Source organism: Streptomyces sp. WY228, assembly GCF_019287315.1.
Taxonomy (GTDB): Bacteria; Actinomycetota; Actinomycetes; order Streptomycetales; family Streptomycetaceae; genus Streptomyces; species Streptomyces caviscabies.
In genome coordinates this window covers 2,486,478-2,502,661 of the sequence record NZ_CP079114.1, presented here as the reverse complement: position 1 = coordinate 2,502,661, position 16,184 = coordinate 2,486,478, and the positions used below count along the sequence as shown (strand labels likewise).

Below are 16,184 nucleotides of genomic sequence, written 5' to 3'. Positions count from 1 at the left end.
TTTCCTGCTGTACCTGCACCTGTTATCTGGAGGCACCAACCATGACCACCTTCGTGGACCGCGTCGAGCTGCATGCCGCCGCGGGTAACGGAGGCCACGGCTGCGCCTCCGTCCACCGTGAGAAGTTCAAGCCGCTGGGAGGCCCCGACGGGGGCAACGGCGGACGGGGCGGCGATGTGATCCTCGTCGTCGAGCAGTCCGTGACCACGCTGCTGGACTACCACCACAGCCCCCACCGCAAGGCCACCAACGGCCAGCCCGGCGCCGGCGACAACCGCTCCGGCAAGGACGGCCAGGACCTGGTCCTGCCCGTGCCGGACGGCACCGTCGTCCTCGACAAGGCCGGGAACGTGCTCGCCGACCTCGTCGGCCAGGGCACCACCTTCGTGGCCGGCCAGGGCGGCCGCGGCGGCCTCGGCAACGCGGCGCTGGCCTCGGCCCGCCGCAAGGCCCCGGGCTTCGCGCTGCTCGGCGAGCCGGGGGAGAGCCGGGACATCGTCCTGGAGCTCAAGACCGTCGCCGACGTGGCGCTCGTGGGCTACCCGAGCGCGGGCAAGTCCTCGCTGATCTCGGTGCTCTCCGCGGCCAAGCCGAAGATCGCGGACTACCCGTTCACCACCCTCGTACCGAACCTCGGCGTCGTCACCGCCGGCTCGACCGTCTACACCATCGCCGACGTCCCCGGGCTCATCCCCGGCGCCAGCCAGGGCAAGGGCCTCGGCCTGGAGTTCCTGCGGCACGTCGAGCGCTGCTCGGTGCTCGTGCACGTCCTGGACACCGCCACGCTGGAGTCCGACCGCGACCCCGTCTCCGACCTCGACATCATCGAGGAGGAGCTGCGCCAGTACGGCGGTCTGGAGAACCGGCCCCGGATCGTCGCCCTCAACAAGGTCGACATCCCGGACGGCCAGGACCTCGCCGACATGATCCGCCCCGACCTGGAGGCCCGCGGCTACCAGGTCTTCGAGGTCTCCGCCATCGCGCACAAGGGCCTCAAGGAGCTGAGCTTCGCGCTCGCCGGGATCATCGCCGAGGCGCGTGCCGCCAAGCCGAAGGAGGAGGCGACCCGGATCGTCATCCGCCCCAAGGCCGTCGACGACGCGGGCTTCACCGTCACCCTGGACGACGAGGGCATCTACCGCGTGCGCGGCGAGAAGCCCGAACGCTGGGTGCGCCAGACCGACTTCAACAACGACGAGGCCGTCGGCTACCTCGCGGACCGGCTCAACCGCCTCGGTGTCGAGGACTCGCTGATGAAGGCGGGCGCCCGGGCCGGCGACGGCGTCGCGATCGGCCCCGAGGAGAACGCGGTCGTCTTCGACTGGGAGCCGACCGTGAGCGCCGGCGCCGAGATGCTCGGCCGCCGTGGCGAGGACCACCGTCTGGAGGAGCCGCGCCCCGCCGCGCAGCGCCGCCGGGACCGCGACGCCGAGCGCGACGACGCGGAGAAGGAGTACGACGAGTTCGACCCCTTCTAAACGCTCCGCACCCCCGGCGGCGAACGCTCCGCACCCCGGCCCGTCTCTGCGGAGGCGGGCCGTCCGGTAGCCTCGGGCCCGGGCACCGGCGGGTTTCCGCCGGTCACGCCGGGTGAACGTGCTGCAGATGTGCGGATTGAGCAACACATCTGTGGGGTCGGTCACCCCGGGCGACCACCCGGCAGCGCCCAACCTCCCTGGCCAGAGGGTGAACTGCGGGTATCCGCGGGACGAGCGGCGGACGACGTCCACCTTGCGAGACGGTCACGGAGAGTGCGACCATCACACTGTTCCCCCGTCATAGCAAGGTAGGTCGTCTGTGTCTGTGCCGCATGAAGCCAAGCCCCGGACCACAGCGGTCGTGCTCGCCGGTGGGACCGGCCAGCGCGTGGGCCTGTCGATCCCCAAGCAGTTGCTGAAGATCGCCGGCAAGGCCGTCATCGAGCACACGCTCACCATCTTCGAGAACGCCGAGGGCATCGACGACGTCATCGTGCTGATGGCGCCCGGTTTCGTGCCCGACGTCGAGAAGATCGTCGCGAAGGCCGGACTGACCAAGGTCACCCGGATCATCGAGGGCGGCAACACCCGCAACGAGACCACCGAGCGTGCCATCGCGGCCCTCGGCGAGGGTCTCGCCGAGGGTGAGGACCGCAACGTCCTCTTCCATGACGCGGTGCGCCCCCTGCTGTCACAGCGTGTGATCACGGACTGTGTCGAAGCGCTGGAGCGCTACCAGGCCGTCGACGTCGCCATCCCGTCCGCGGACACGATCATCGTGACCCGCACGCACGGCGAGGACGGCGAGTTCATCACCGAGGTGCCCGACCGCTCCCGGCTGCGCCGCGGCCAGACGCCGCAGGCCTTCAAGCTCTCCACCATCCGCAGGGCGTACGAGATCGCGGCGGGCGACCCCAACTTCCAGGCCACCGACGACTGTTCGGTGGTCCTCAAGTACCTCCCCGACGTGCCGATCTACGTGGTCGCGGGCGACGAGTACAACATGAAGGTGACCCAGCCGGTCGACGTCTTCATCACCGACAAGCTCTTCCAGCTGGCCTCCACCGCCGCCCCGCGCCAGGCCGACGAGGCCGCCTACCGGGAGCTCCTCACCGGCAAGACCCTCGTCGTCTTCGGCGGTTCGTACGGCATCGGCGCCGACATCGCGGCCCTGGCCGAGAGCTACGGCGCCAAGGTCTACGCGCTCGGCCGCTCCACCACCGGTACGCACGTGGAGAACCCGGAGCACGTGGACGACGCGCTCTCCAAGGCGTACGCCGAGACCGGCCGGGTCGACTACGTCATCAACACCGCGGGCGTGCTGCGGATCGGCAAGCTGGCCGAGACCGACAACACGACCATCCAGGAAGCGCTGAACGTCAACTACCTGGCGCCGGTCCAGATCGCCCGCGCCTCGTACAAGTACCTCGCCGAGACCCAGGGCCAGTTGCTGCTCTACACCTCCAGCAGCTACACCCGGGGCCGTGCCGAGTACAGCCTCTACTCCTCCACCAAGGCCGCCATGGTCAACCTCACCCAGGCGCTCGCCGACGAGTGGGCGGGCGAGGGCATCCGGGTCAACTGCGTGAACCCGGAGCGCACCGCGACCCCGATGCGCACCAAGGCGTTCGGCCAGGAGCCCGAGGGCTCGCTGCTCTCCTCGGAGGCCGTGGCGCGCACCTCGCTGGACGTCCTGCTCTCCGCGCTGACCGGTCACGTCATCGACGTACGGCAGCAGGACCCGACGGCGGGCGCCGCCGACTCCTCCGGGTTCGAGCAGGCGCTGGCCTCCGTGCTGGACCGTCAAGCAGATGTGTAATAATTCTTGACAAATGTGCTTTTCCGGGCCTCTGTTGTCGCTTTCCGCGATGGCAGAGGCCCGAATGCGTGAAGCCGCACCTTCACATTTCCGCCAATACGTGAATCAACCGGCACCCCCTGGAGCAGGTTCTTCGTGATCTCGACAGCCATTCGCCTGGCCCGTGTGGGCAGCAGGTCAGAACTGGCGGCAGCACTGTTGATGGGGCTGGGATATCCCTGCGTCATGCTCGCCGCGCTCATTCCGAACGTCTGGTTCTTCGCGGCGGCCACGGCTGTCACGTACGTCGCGGACTGGTATCTGCACCAGCGGGGGAGCTATCTGATCAACCGGCTCGGCAAGGTGCGCGCCGGGCTGTCGATCCGCTTCCTGCTGCGGCAGCTGATGGTCATCCTGCTGCTCGCCCGCCTGGATCTCGCCGAGCAGCCGCTGTTCTACTCGGCGGTGGCCTGCTTCCTGGTCTTCTACGGGCTCCAGGCGCCGCACGGCGCCCTGACCACGCTGATCCGGCTCCGCCGCACCATGCCGGTCGTCACCCGCAACGTGGACCTGCACGCGGTGCGCATCCCCGACGCCCCGCCCGGATCGCTGCTGCGGCGCTCCGCCGAGAAGATGCTGCACCTGGACATCCCGGCCGTGGTGGGCATCCTGATCGCCGCCGGTACCGGCCAGGACGTCATCGGTTACGTGGGCATCGGCGTGACGCTGCTGCTGGCCGTGCTCTACCTCGTGGCGCTCGTGCCCTACATGCGCCGCGGCCGGCTGGCGCCCCCGGCGCCCGCCGTGCTGAAGGCCGTCGACACCTGGCTGCGCGAATACCAGCCGACCGTGGTGCTCTACTTCTCCGGCTCCAACGAGTCCGCCTACCAGGGCAACATGTGGCTGGAGACCATGGCCCGGGTCGAGGGCCGGCCGCTGATCATCATGCGCGAGCGCGGTCTCGTCCCGCAGCTGGCCGAGACCTCCGTCCCGGTCATCTGCGTCCCGGCCGGCACCCACCTGATGAACCTGGACCTCTCGACCGTGCGGGTCTGCCTGTATCCCGCCAACGTCGGCAAGAACATCCACATCCTGCGGGTCCCGACGATGAAGCACGTCTTCATCGGCCACGGCGACAGCGACAAGCTCGCCAGCGTCAACCCGTACTCCAAGGTCTACGACGAGGTCTGGACCGCGGGCCGGGCCGGCCGCGACCGGTACGCGCTGGCCGACGTGGGCGTCCTCGACCAGGACATCGCCGAGGTCGGCCGCCCGCAGCTGGAGCCCATCAAGAGCTGGACGGGCGCGGTCAAGAACCCCATCCCGACCGTGCTGTACGCGCCCACCTGGGAGGGCTGGGACGACAACCCGGGCAACACCTCGCTGCTGCTGGCGGGCGAGAACATCGTGCGCCGGCTGCTGAACGCCGCCGACCCGGTCCGGATCATCTACAAGCCGCACCCCTTCACCGGCATCCGCAGCGCCAAGGCCAAGGCCGTCAACGCCCGGATCCGGGCGATGCTGGACAAGGCCGCCGCCGAGCGCGCCGCCGACCCCCGCTGGGCGAAGGAGGCCTCCTCGGCCGCCGCCGGGCAGAGCGCCGCCAAGGCCGAGCTGGTCCGGATCGAGGCGCGGCTCGCCCAGCTCGCGTCCACCGGCCGCTCGGGCGGCGACGAGGCGGAGGAGTCGCGGCTCTCGCTCGCCGACCCGGCCCGCGAGGCGGAGACCGCCCGGCTGCGGGCCGAGTGGAACGACGCCTACTGGCGCTCCTTCGGCTGGTGGGAGCACCGTACGGTGACCGGCGCACAGCCCAAGCTGTACGACTGCTTCAACGAGTCCGACGCGATGGTTTCGGACATCTCCAGCGTGGTCTCCGACTTCATCGCGAGCGGCAAGCCGTACGCGGTGACCGACTCCGCCGCCCTCGGGGCCGAGGAGTTCAAGCGGCAGAACACCGCGGTGCGCGCCGCGGTCATCCTGTCCAACGGGGCCGAGGAGCTCGACGCTCTGCTGGCCGCGGTGGCCGACCCGGCGGCGGACACGCTGGCGGACGCCCGCCGCGAGCTGAAGACCTACCTCCTGGGGCCGGACGAGCCGACCTCCATGGAGCAGTTCAACGCCGCCGTGCGGGCGCTGGCCGCCAAGGCGGAGGCCCGTAACCAGGGCGTCGCCCAGCGGCTCGGCGACCAGGCCGTCGCGGTGCCGGACGAGGAGGCCGTCTCCAGCGGGGTCGGTACGGAGGACCCGCAGGCGGTCGCCGCGGCCGAGGCCGAAGCCGAGGTGGCGGCCGAGGCCACGGCGGAGACCGCTGTCACCGAGGGTTCCTCGTCCGTGCGCTGAACGGCATCCGTCCGGGCTTCGAACGACCGGACGCCCGAACGCCGCACAACTGATCGAACTGGCTGAAAAGCAGGCAACCCCGATCGCGACCCGTACGTCTCTCCTGAGGGAGGGATGTACGGGTCGTTCGGCATGTCTATGTACAAAAAGTGCATAGTCGGGCAATCCGCCTTCTTTCGTGATCAAATCGACAGGTGCACATGCCCGACATGCCCAGGACGAACGACGAGCCCGATGTCAGTGTGATCATCGGAGCCTATGACGCGATGCCCTACCTGGTCCGGTGCCTGGAGTCCGTCGAGGCACAGACCATCGGCGCGGACCGCATGGAGATCGTCGCGATCGACGACGGCTCCACCGACGGCACCGGCGCGTACCTGGAGGAATTCGCCGCCCGGACCGCGATCCCCACGCGCGTCGTCCGGCAGGAGAACTCCGGCGGACCCAGCGGACCGCGCAATCGCGGCCTCGCTCTCGCCCGCGGACGGTACGTCTTCTTTCTCGACGCGGACGACTATTTCGGCGAGGAAGCCCTGGAGCGCATGGTCGCCATGGGCGACCGGGCCGGCACCGACGTGGTGCTCGGAAAGATCGTCGGCGTCAATCGCGGTGCCGCGAAGTCGATGTGGAAAGAGACCGTCGAGCGCGCCGACCTGTATTCCTCCAACATCAAATTCACCCTGAGCGCGCAGAAGCTGTTCCGGCGCGACCTCCTCGTACGCCTCGGCATGACCTTCGACGAGAAGCTGAAGACGGGCGAGGACGCCCTGTTCACGATGGAGGCGTATCTGCGCGGCAACGGGATCTCTGTCGTCGCCGACTACACCTGCTACTACCTGGTGGGCCGCGAGGACCGCAACCAGATGACCAAGAAGGGCGGCTACAAGCGCCGCTTCGACTCGGCCCGCGCCCTCATGGGGCTCATCGCCGAGTACGTGCCCCCGGGCCCCCGGCGCGACGCCCTGATGGTGCGGCCCTTCGTCATCACGCTGCTGCCCCAGTTCGGCCCCGGCCTGGTGAAGCAGAAGGACGAGGTCCGCGCCCGCAAGATGGCGCTCGCCGCCCCCCTGATGAAGGCGTACTGGACGCCGGAGCTGGGCCGCAACCTCAAGGTGAACGAACGGCTGCGGCTGATGTGCCTCGCCGAGGGCCGGCTCGACCTGCTCCTGGACATCGCGGCCTTCCTGCGCGACAAGAAGGAGCCCGAGCTCGTCCGCCGCGGCAACCCGCCCCGGCTCCACCTCGCCTACCCGCACTTCGGCGAGAGCTCCGTGCTTCCCGACCGGGCGTACGAGGTCACCGTCACCGAATGGGTCGGCGGACGGCGGATCGAGGCCCCGCAGGCCGGCCCCCGCGTCTCCTTCGCCCGCCGCGTGGTCCGCAAGGCCCGCCGCACCGTGCTCGGCGCCCTGCGCACCCCGCGCGCACACCGCGTCTGACCGGATCCGGGGGAGCCCCGGACGCCTCCGCCCGCCCCGGCGACGACCGGGGCGGGTTCGTCCTGTGAGGGGTGTCACGTCATACTGTTGGGCAACCATGAGACCGTTGGAGAGGTCTCATTAACGCCCCGTCCTCCTGGGGTTCATCATCTGCACGTCCCCCCGGAAAGGCCCTCCCCCCGTGGCGTCCCTCGAAGCGATCCCCGACGAGCTCAGCAGGCTCATGAAGTACTTCCCGGAGACTCCGGTCGAGGAGCGCCCCGAATTCCACCGAGCGGCCAAGGACTTCCTGGCGCGTGCCGCCCCCAAGGTCGTACGGCAGTTCTCCCCGATGGCCCGGGTCAAGTGGCACCTGGCGGCCAGCGGCCGCGGCGACGAACTGGTCGAGCTGCTGCACTACGAGCGCGAGAACCCGGGAGCCTTCTCCGTCCGCGGCCTGCGGCGCGCCCGCATCGAGCTGCCCGGCGTCGAGAGCTCCTCGCTCCCCTCCTCCGTGCGCAACTTCAACCGCAGCGAACTTCCCGTACGCGGCAAGCTCCTGGACCTCGGCTGGGAGGACGGCAAGCTCCTCGTCAAGGGCTACGCCTACATCCCCAACGTCCCCTCGGCCACCGGCAAGCGCTCGCTGCGCGTCGCCGTGCTCCGCCGCCAGGGCAGCCGCTCCACCCTCCCGCTGCGCCTGCGCACCGTCCTGGAGCCCCGCGCCACCGCCGAGGCCAAGGGCGCCCTGCACAACTACGACTGGTCCGGCTTCGAGATCGGCATCGACCCGTCCCGGCTGCGCGTACGCGGCCAGTGGCAGCCCGGCACCTGGCGCCTGGGCATCGGCATCCCGCGCCCCGGCGGCATGTCGGTCGGCAGCATCACCAAGAACAACGCGGGCGCGGCCGGCCACAGCTCCACCCGGATCCTCGACGACGGAGTCCGCCTCGTCGCCGGCTGACCACAGCCTACTCCAAACGTCTCCGTGGATGATCGCAGGCACGGCGACGGTTGCGCCTTCACCACCGCCGGCTGCGCCCGGACACCATGCCCACCTACGAGGGCACCGTGCCGCTGCGCGCCGGCCGCTGGATGCCGCGGCTTCGCCTGCGCACCGAGTGGGACCACACCCGCGACCTCCCCGTCACGATCCGCCCCGACCTCGTCGGCACGCTGCCGCTGGCCCACCGGGGCGAGCACCGCACGTACACCGTCGAACGGCTCGACTTCGACCGGATCTTCGTGGAGTCCGGCCCGGTCCTCGACCCGGAGCTGCGCGGCGCCTACCGCCAGCGCCTGATGCGCGACGTCTACACCCCCGAGCAGCGCAAGCTGCCGCTGCGCGAGGCCGTGCTCTACAACAGCTTCGGCGGCAAGCAGTTCTCCGACTCGCCCCGCGCGGTCTACGAGGAGCTCAAGCGCCGCGGCACCGAGGTCGAGCACATCGCGATGGTCCACGACCAGCAGGTCGTCCTGCCGCCCGGCGTCCGCGGCGTCGAGTGGGGCAGCAAGGAGTGGTACGAGGCACTGGCCCGCAGCCGGTACGTCGTCACCAACGGCGGCATCCGCGAGTGGTTCGTCCGCCGCGAGGGCCAGGTCGTCGTCCAGACCTGGCACGGCACCCCGCTCAAGCGCATCGGCGCCGACCTCCTCGGCACCCCCAAGGCGAACCTGGCCTACATCGCGAGCCTCCCGCAGCGCTCGCGCCAGTACAGCCTGTTCATCACGCCGAACGCCTTCACCACCCCGATCATGACCAACTCCTTCCGCCTCCAGTGCGAGGTCCTGGAGGCGGGCTACCCGCGCAACGACGTCTTCCACGCCCCCGACCGCGTCAAGCGCGCCGCGGCCGTACGCGAGAAGCTCGGCATCCCCGCGGGTAAGAAGGTCGTGCTGTACGCGCCCACCTGGCGCGACGACCAGCGCTACGGCGGACGCCGCTTCAAGCTCGACAACCAGATCGACGTCGAGGCCGCGAAGCGGGAGCTCGGCGACGACCACGTGCTGCTCTACCGCAAGCACCACAAGGTCCTCGACTCCATCCCCGGCGCCGGACAGGGCTTCGTCTACGACGTCACGTACTACCCGGACATCGCCGACCTCTACCTGATCGCCGACGTGCTGATCACGGACTACTCCTCGGTGCTGTTCGACTTCGCGCACTCCGGCCGTCCGATGCTCTTCTTCACGTACGACCTGGAGCACTACCGCGACACCCTGCGCGGCTTCTACTTCGACTTCACCTCCCGCGCCCCCGGGCCGCTGATCAAGACCTCCGAGGACCTGGTCTCCGCGATCCGGAACATCGACGCGGTCAGCGAGGAGTACAAGGAGAAGTACGCCCAGTTCCGGGTCGACTTCTGCGAGCCCTCCGACGGCCGCGCCGCTGCCCGGGTCGTGGACCGGATGCTCGCCGTCAAGGACGAGCAGCAGAGCTGAACCCACCGGCCGCCCCCGCCGCTGTCCACCGGCCGAAACCGGCGGGCGGCGGGGGCGGCCGCTCGCGTACCCTGCGTGCCGGGGGCGACACCGGGGCCGACCGGCTCCAGGGCCCCCGCCGTACACCGGGGCGATCCAGAGCGAGGAAGCACGTGGCAGAGCAGAGGCCGTCGGTCCGCGAATCGGCAGTGACCGGCGCCCGCAGGGTCGTCGTCAAGGTCGGCTCCTCCTCGCTCACCACGGCCTCCGGCGGCCTCGACGCCGACCGGGTCGACGCCCTCGTCGACGTCCTGGCCAAGGTCAGGGACGGCGGCGAACGCGAGGTCGTCCTCGTCTCCAGCGGAGCCATCGCCGCCGGACTCGCCCCGCTCGGCCTCGTCCGCCGACCCAAGGACCTGGCCCGCCAGCAGGCCGCCGCCAGCGTCGGACAGGGCCTCCTCGTGGCCCGCTACACCGCCTCCTTCGCGCGCTACGGCGTCCGCGTCGGCCAGGTGCTCCTCACCGCCGACGACACCAGCCGCCGCGGCCACTACCGCAACGCCTACAGCACCCTGGACAAGCTCCTGGAGATGGGCGCCGTCCCCGTCGTCAACGAGAACGACACCGTCGCCACCGACGAGATCCGCTTCGGCGACAACGACCGGCTCGCCGCCCTCGTCGCCCACCTCGTCCACGCCGACCTGCTGGTCCTCCTCTCCGACGTCGACGGCCTCTACGACGGACCGCCCGGCACCCCCGGCGCCGCCCGGATCGCCGAGGTCACCGGCCCCGAGGACCTGGCGGGCGTCACCATCGGCAGCGCCGGGAAGGCGGGCGTGGGCACCGGCGGCATGGTCACCAAGGTCGAGGCCGCCCGCATCGCCACCGCCGCCGGCGTCCCCGTCGTCCTCACCTCCGCCAGCCGGGCCGCCGACGCGCTCGCGGGCCGCGACACCGGCACGTACTTCCACCGCACCGGCCGCCGCTCCGCCGACCGGCTCCTGTGGCTGGCCCACGCCTCCACCCCGCAGGGCTCGCTCACCCTCGACGAGGGCGCCGTACGCGCCGTGGTGGAACGCCGCACCTCGCTGCTGCCCGCCGGAATCTCCGCCGTCGAGGGCGAGTTCAGCGCCGGCGACCCCGTCGAACTGCGCGACCCGCACGGCACCCCGATCGCCCGCGGACTCGTCAACTTCGACGCGAAGGAGATCCCCCAGCTGCTCGGCCGCTCCACCCGGGATCTGGCCCGCGAACTGGGACCCGCCTACGAACGCGAGGTCGTACACAGGGACGATCTGGTCCTCCTCGCACCGCGTCTCACCACCTGAATCGGCTGAAAGTCCCGCTCTCCGGCAGGGACCTTTACCAAAACCACCCCACGCCAGGCTGTGGACTGGTCCACTTTGTAGTGGGGAAACAGGGGTACCGCACAGCAACACATCACAGGAGGCCGCCGGTGAGACGAGCGCGCCCGGGGGCGCCGCCCCGAGGCACGGCCAACCGCGCCCTGACGAGTGTCGGAGCGGGGGCGGGTTTCGACCGGAATCCCCTCCCGGCGGACACCGTCGGACGGGAGCCGGTCACGACGGCGAAGGAGGAGTCCCCGCAGTCGAAGCTCTGGCACATCACCCTCAGCGTCTCGGGCACCGAGACCCCGCTGGGGGAGGTCAGACGCGGTCTGGAACAGCTCGCCCACGACCATCCCTTCCTGCTGACCAGCCGTTACGCCGGCGACCACGCGGAGATCCGCTACTGGGAAGAGGCCCGTGATCTGCACGACGCGGCCGCGGTGGCGCTGCGGCTGTGGGGCGAGCACCGCTCCAGCGCACAGCTCCCGCCCTGGGAGATCGTCGGCCTCGAAGTCATCGACCGCGAGACCTACCACCTGCGGATCGCCGAGGGGTACGGACCACCGCCCGCGGCCCCCGTGGGTGTGCACCCCTACTGAGCCGGGCGGACCGGGGGCGATCCCGGGCGATCCGTGCCGATCAGCGATCGGTCCGGACATACCCGTCGCTGATCCGGGCGGATCCGTGGCCGATCCGGGCGGATCCGGGCGGATCCGGGCAGATCCGTGGCCGATCCGGGGGCGTCCGTCCCTCGGGTCGGCCGTCTCGCATCACGGGATACGTGACGGATGCCCGCAGAGCGCGCATTACTCTGCGGGCATGACCACGCTCTCGCCCTACGACAACCTCTCCCCGGTCGCGCAGACCGCCTACCGGGCCCGTGCCGCCGCCGCCGATATCGCGCCACTTCCGCGCGCGGCCAAGGACGACGCGCTGCTGGCCATCGCCGACGCCCTCGAAGTGCGTACGAGCGAGATCGTCGAGGCCAACGCGAAGGACGTCGAGCGCGCCCGCGAGGCCGGGACGAGCGAAGGCATCATCGACCGCCTCACCCTCACCCCGGAACGCATCCGCGCCATCGCCGCCGATGTACGGGACGTGGCCGCGCTGCCCGACCCGGTCGGCGAAGTGGTCCGCGGCTCGACCCTGCCCAACGGCATCGACCTCCGCCAGGTGCGCGTCCCGCTCGGTGTGGTCGGCATCATCTACGAGGCCCGGCCCAACGTCACCGTCGACGCCGCGGCCCTCTGCCTGAAGTCCGGCAACGCGGTCCTGCTGCGCGGCTCCTCCTCCGCCTACGCCTCCAACACCGCCCTCGTCCGGGTGGTGCGCGACGCGGTCGGCGGCTCCGGACTGCCGGCCGACGCGGTGCAGCTCGTCCCCGGCGAGAGCCGTGACTCCGTGACGGAGCTGATGCGGGCCCGCGGCCTGGTCGACGTCCTCATCCCGCGCGGCGGCGCCTCGCTGATCCGCACGGTCGTCGAGCAGTCCACCGTCCCCGTCATCGAGACCGGCACCGGCAACTGCCACGTCTACGTCGACGCGCAGACGGACCTGGCCATGGCGGTCGACATCCTGATCAACTCCAAGGCCCAGCGCCCCAGCGTCTGCAACGCGGCCGAGACCCTGCTCGTCCACAAGGACGTGGCGGACGACTTCCTGCCGCTCGCCCTGGACGCCCTGGCCGAGGCCGGGGTCACCGTCCACGGCGACGAACGGGTGCTCGCGCACGCGGACGCCACCAAGGCCACGGTGGTCCCGGCGACGACGGAGGACTGGGAGACCGAATACCTCTCCTACGACATCGCGGCGGCGGTCGTCGACTCCCTGGACGCGGCGGTCGCCCACATCCGGCTCTGGACCTCCGGCCACACCGAGGCGATCGTCACCACCTCGCAGGCCGCCGCCCGCCGGTTCACCCAATTGGTCGATTCGACCACGGTCGCCGTGAACGCCTCGACCCGCTTCACCGACGGCGGGCAGTTCGGCTTCGGCGCCGAGATCGGCATCTCCACGCAGAAGCTGCACGCCCGCGGTCCGATGGCCCTGCCCGAGCTGACCTCGACGAAGTACATCGTCACGGGGGACGGGCACATCCGCTAGACGCCCTTCCCGGCCCTTCCGCGCCACACGTGGTCGGCCCCGCCCGCCGGGTGGGGCCGACCACATGTTCGCCCGCGTCGATCCGGGGGAGTTTGCGGGGTCCCTGCCCAAAAGGTCCCGACGGGGCTACGCTGAAACCGTGCCGGACGACGTGGGGGGCAAGCCGTTCCCGGACGGCTGGGAGCCCGACGACGACCGCGGGGGCGCGGACGAGGACTTCGCCTCCGTGGTGTTCGACGAGGACTTCGTCCGGTCGGCGCCCGTCCACGAACCCACCGCCGTGGAGCGCCTGCTCGCCGCCGCCGAGGCCCGCGCCGAGGCGGACGCGGCCCGTGCCCGCCGGAGCCGTCGCGCCGACGACGACGAATACGGCCCCTACGGCCGCTCCCGGGGCTACCACGACCCCCAGGACCTCGACTACGACCCGGACCACGGCTACGAGGACGACGACGACCTCGCCCCGGGGCCCTACGGCCGCCACGGCGGCTCCCTGCGCCCCTACCGCAACTCCGCCCGCTGGCACCGGCCGGTCGCCTGGCTGCTGGCGCTGGTGATGGGCGTCGGCATGGTCTCGCTCGCCTTCACCGCGGTCTACCGGGGCGCATCGAACAACCGCCAGGACCAGATGCCGCCACCCGTCACCAGCGGCGTCGACAAGCCGGGCGCCGCCCCGTCCGCCTCCGCGGACTACTCCCGCCCCGCGGTGTCCGCCGAGCCCCGGGTGCCCTGAGTCGGCTTCCTCCGGGGCCTCCGGGGGCCTCCCCCCCGCCCCCGGCCCCCTCCCTCCCGCCCCTCCCACCCCCTCGCGTCACCCGTTCGCCGACGTTCGGCCCCCGCCTCCCCGGCCGCCCCGCAGTTCCCGACGGTCTCCGCGTTTACGCGGACCGCAATCGACCTACCCTGAAGATGTGACCCCTCGTTCCCAGGGGGGCTTCTCGCTGCCGCACGCCACTCGGCCGAAGCAGACCGTTGCGCACCGAACCGACCGGTGTGGAGATCGGGAGAGAAGTCATGACAGGCCGCTCAGAACCGCCGGACGGCCCGCCCGAGAACCCCGCGGGCGGCGAGGACGAATACCGCTCGCTCGTCTTCGACGAATCGTTCATCCAGGCTGCCCGGATGCAGGAGTACTCGGCGCAGGAACGGATGGGCGAGCACGCCCGCGCCGTCCGCACCGTGCCCGAGGCAGAGGTCACCGTCCGCAGCGGCGGAGGCTCCCGGGCCGCCATAGCGCTGGTCGTCCTCATCGCCCTGGCCTTCGCCGTGGCCGTCTACATCGGATTCCGCAGCCCGTACCCCCAACCGGCCACCCGACGCGCCGAACCCCTGCGGACCACCGTCGTCCCTCTGGCCCCCCGGGGCGCCGTCCCGGGCGGATCACCCGAGCGGCTGTACCGCGCCGAGCCGGTCTCCGGACACCGCACGGGCGCGGCAGGAATCAACTTCCCCTCGGTGGAGCGCACCCAGAACTTCTCCGACAGCCAGATCACCGCCGCCCTCGCCACGGTCAAGGACTACCTGGTGGAGTCGTCCCTGAACCCCGATGTCCTCACCGGCTCCGTACGCCGGCCCGTCGAGCACCTCCTCGACCCGGACCAGCGCCCCCAGTTCGAACAGAGCCTGAGCGACCCGGCGGACGACGGGAGCCACGCCGCCACCGGCTGGCTGGTGCGCTTCGACCCGGAGCGGGTGGAGCTCGCGGACCCGCAGATCCGGGTCCGGGGCACCCTCCGCTACGAGGAGGAGGCGGCGGGCGTCCTCGGCGTCGTCTCGGACCACACCTTCACCTACGCCCTGCGCCCGGCGGACGGGCCCCACCGGGAGGACAACGCGTCCCTGTTCACCGTGCGACGCGAGCTCCACTTCCGCTTCGACCGCGAGGATCTGCGACTGCACCGCCTGGAGGTGAGCACCGCCTATGTCCAGGCAGGTCCGCAGTCCTGCTCGGCCGACGCGACCGGGATGCTCCACCCGCTCCTGGCCGGGGAGCGGGCGGACACCCGTGGCCCCGCCGCCACCGACCCGTACGCCACGGGCCGGCCCACGGCGGCGCTGTGCGGAACCCTGACGGGTGTCAGCTCCCCGACGGGCCGGACCCCGTCCCCGAGCTCCCCTCCTCCGGGTCCTGAGGCCGACCGGACGCCCCGTTCCCGTTCGTAGCGGAACCGCCGCCGGACCCGGCTCCGGTGAACTTGTCGCGCAGCTTGCCGCCCAGGTCTCCCGCGCCTCCGGCGATGTCGCCCACCAGCTTCATCAGCGGGTCCTTGCTGGTGCGCACCGTGTCCGCGTAGTGCGAGGCGGACTCCCGGAACGAGTCGGTCACCGAGGTGTCCTTGTCCTCGTCGCGCCGGGGGTAGTGGCCGTCCATGATCCGCTGGAAGTCGCGGGTCTCCGACCACTTCTTCAGCTCGGCGGCCCGCACCGTGGTGAACGGGTGCGTCCGGGGCAGCACATTGAGGATCTTGAGGACGGAGTCGCGGAGATCCCCGCCCTTCTCGTACTCGTCGGCCTGGGCGAGGAAGGCGTCCACGTTCATCTCGTGGAGGTGATTGCCGCCCGCGATCTTCATCAGACCGCGCATCGAGGCCGTGATGTCCTGGCCGACCAGCAGCCCGGCCCGGTCCGCGGACAGCTCCGACTTGCGGAACCACTCGCGCAGCGCCGTCACTATCGCCATGATCGCCACATTGCCCAGCGGGATCCAGGCGACCTTCACGGCGAGGTTGGTCAGGAAGAGCAGTATCGTCCGGTACACCGAGTGGCCGGAGAGCGCGTGGCCCACCTCGTGGCCCACCACCGCCCGCATCTCCTCCTCGTCGAGCAGCTCGACCAGGCCCGTGGTGACCACGATGATCGGCTCGTCCAGCCCGATGCACATGGCGTTGGGCTGCGGATCCTGCTTCACGTACATCGGCGGGACCTTCTCCAGGTCCAGGATGTAACACGCGTCCCGCAGCATGTCGTTGAGATGGGCGAACTGCGCGTCGCTCACCCGGACGGAGTCGGAGAGGAAGAGCAGCCGCAGGCTGCGCTCCGGGAGCAGCCCGCTGAGCGCCTTGAACACCGTGTCGAACCCGGTCAGCTTGCGCAGGGCCACCAGGGCCGAGCGGTCGGCGGGGTGCTCGTAGGCCCGGGAGGAGATCCCGGGGAATCGCCGGCGCTGCCTGCTCGGCACGTTCTCGTGACTGCTGTCGGTCATGGATGGCCCCCTGTTCGTACGAGACGTTGCTCGTCCCCCGGACAAAACCCAGCGTAGGCGCTGGCGCTACGGTGTGCG

General features: G+C 70.9%; 10 protein-coding genes and 1 pseudogene. 10 read left to right on the top strand and 1 reads right to left on the bottom strand.

Features of this window, described 5'->3' with window-relative positions; translation table 11 throughout:
- Positions 1-41: 41 nt before the first annotated feature.
- The 10 genes and pseudogenes from obgE (at position 42) to KV381_RS10810 (ending at position 15,067) form a co-directional block, all read left to right on the top strand.
- Positions 42-1,478 (top strand): GTPase ObgE, encoded by a 1,437-nt coding sequence (gene obgE / locus KV381_RS10855; RefSeq protein ID WP_030077803.1) that lies wholly within the window; start codon positions 42-44, stop codon positions 1,476-1,478.
- 319 nt (positions 1,479-1,797) lie between these two features.
- The gene (locus KV381_RS10850; RefSeq protein WP_030077805.1) at positions 1,798-3,297 is read left to right on the top strand and encodes a bifunctional cytidylyltransferase/SDR family oxidoreductase; all 1,500 of its coding nucleotides are present in this window, start codon (positions 1,798-1,800) and stop codon (positions 3,295-3,297) included.
- Between the two features lie 225 nt (positions 3,298-3,522).
- The gene (locus KV381_RS10845) at positions 3,523-5,616 is read left to right on the top strand and encodes a hypothetical protein (protein WP_247594989.1); all 2,094 of its coding nucleotides are present in this window, start codon (positions 3,523-3,525) and stop codon (positions 5,614-5,616) included.
- Positions 5,617-5,816: 200 nt separating this feature from the next.
- On the top strand, positions 5,817-7,055 hold the full coding sequence (locus KV381_RS10840; protein WP_193463955.1) for a glycosyltransferase family 2 protein: 1,239 nt from the start codon (positions 5,817-5,819) through the stop codon (positions 7,053-7,055).
- 223 nt (positions 7,056-7,278) lie between these two features.
- Positions 7,279-9,476, top strand: a pseudogene (locus KV381_RS36910) (CDP-glycerol glycerophosphotransferase family protein).
- A gap of 152 nt (positions 9,477-9,628) precedes the next feature.
- Complete coding sequence (proB, locus tag KV381_RS10830) at positions 9,629-10,783, top strand: glutamate 5-kinase (RefSeq protein WP_247594990.1); 1,155 nt, start codon at positions 9,629-9,631, stop codon at positions 10,781-10,783.
- Between the two features lie 128 nt (positions 10,784-10,911).
- Positions 10,912-11,403, top strand: coding sequence for a hypothetical protein (locus KV381_RS10825; RefSeq protein ID WP_030077815.1), 492 nt, complete (start codon positions 10,912-10,914; stop codon positions 11,401-11,403).
- Positions 11,404-11,623: 220 nt separating this feature from the next.
- On the top strand, positions 11,624-12,907 hold the full coding sequence (locus KV381_RS10820; RefSeq protein WP_218785120.1) for a glutamate-5-semialdehyde dehydrogenase: 1,284 nt from the start codon (positions 11,624-11,626) through the stop codon (positions 12,905-12,907).
- 139 nt (positions 12,908-13,046) lie between these two features.
- Positions 13,047-13,637 carry a hypothetical protein gene (locus KV381_RS10815; RefSeq protein WP_030077819.1) on the top strand — a complete coding sequence of 197 codons (591 nt, stop codon included), beginning with the start codon at positions 13,047-13,049 and terminating at the stop codon, positions 13,635-13,637.
- A gap of 281 nt (positions 13,638-13,918) precedes the next feature.
- Entirely contained in the window at positions 13,919-15,067 is a 1,149-nt protein-coding gene (locus KV381_RS10810; protein WP_086779490.1) for a hypothetical protein, read from the top strand.
- Here KV381_RS10810 and KV381_RS10805 read toward each other — a convergent pair.
- Positions 14,982-16,106, bottom strand: a complete 1,125-nt coding sequence (locus KV381_RS10805) for a M48 family metallopeptidase (RefSeq protein ID WP_030077825.1) — start codon at positions 16,104-16,106, stop codon at positions 14,982-14,984. The two genes, KV381_RS10810 and KV381_RS10805, sit on opposite strands and share 86 nt — an antisense overlap.
- Positions 16,107-16,184: the final 78 nt, after the last annotated feature.

Bases quoted from the DNA above. Each gene is read 5' to 3' on its own strand.
- obgE (WP_030077803.1), top strand. From the start codon at position 42: ATGACCACCTTCGTGGACCGCGTCGAGCTGCATGCCGCCGCGGGTAAC.
- KV381_RS10845 (WP_247594989.1), top strand. From the start codon at position 3,523: ATGCTCGCCGCGCTCATTCCGAACGTCTGGTTCTTCGCGGCGGCCACG.
- KV381_RS10840 (WP_193463955.1), top strand. From the start codon at position 5,817: ATGCCCGACATGCCCAGGACGAACGACGAGCCCGATGTCAGTGTGATC.
- KV381_RS10820 (WP_218785120.1), top strand. From the start codon at position 11,624: ATGACCACGCTCTCGCCCTACGACAACCTCTCCCCGGTCGCGCAGACC.
- KV381_RS10810 (WP_086779490.1), top strand. From the start codon at position 13,919: ATGACAGGCCGCTCAGAACCGCCGGACGGCCCGCCCGAGAACCCCGCG.
- KV381_RS10805 (WP_030077825.1), bottom strand. From the start codon at position 16,106: ATGACCGACAGCAGTCACGAGAACGTGCCGAGCAGGCAGCGCCGGCGA.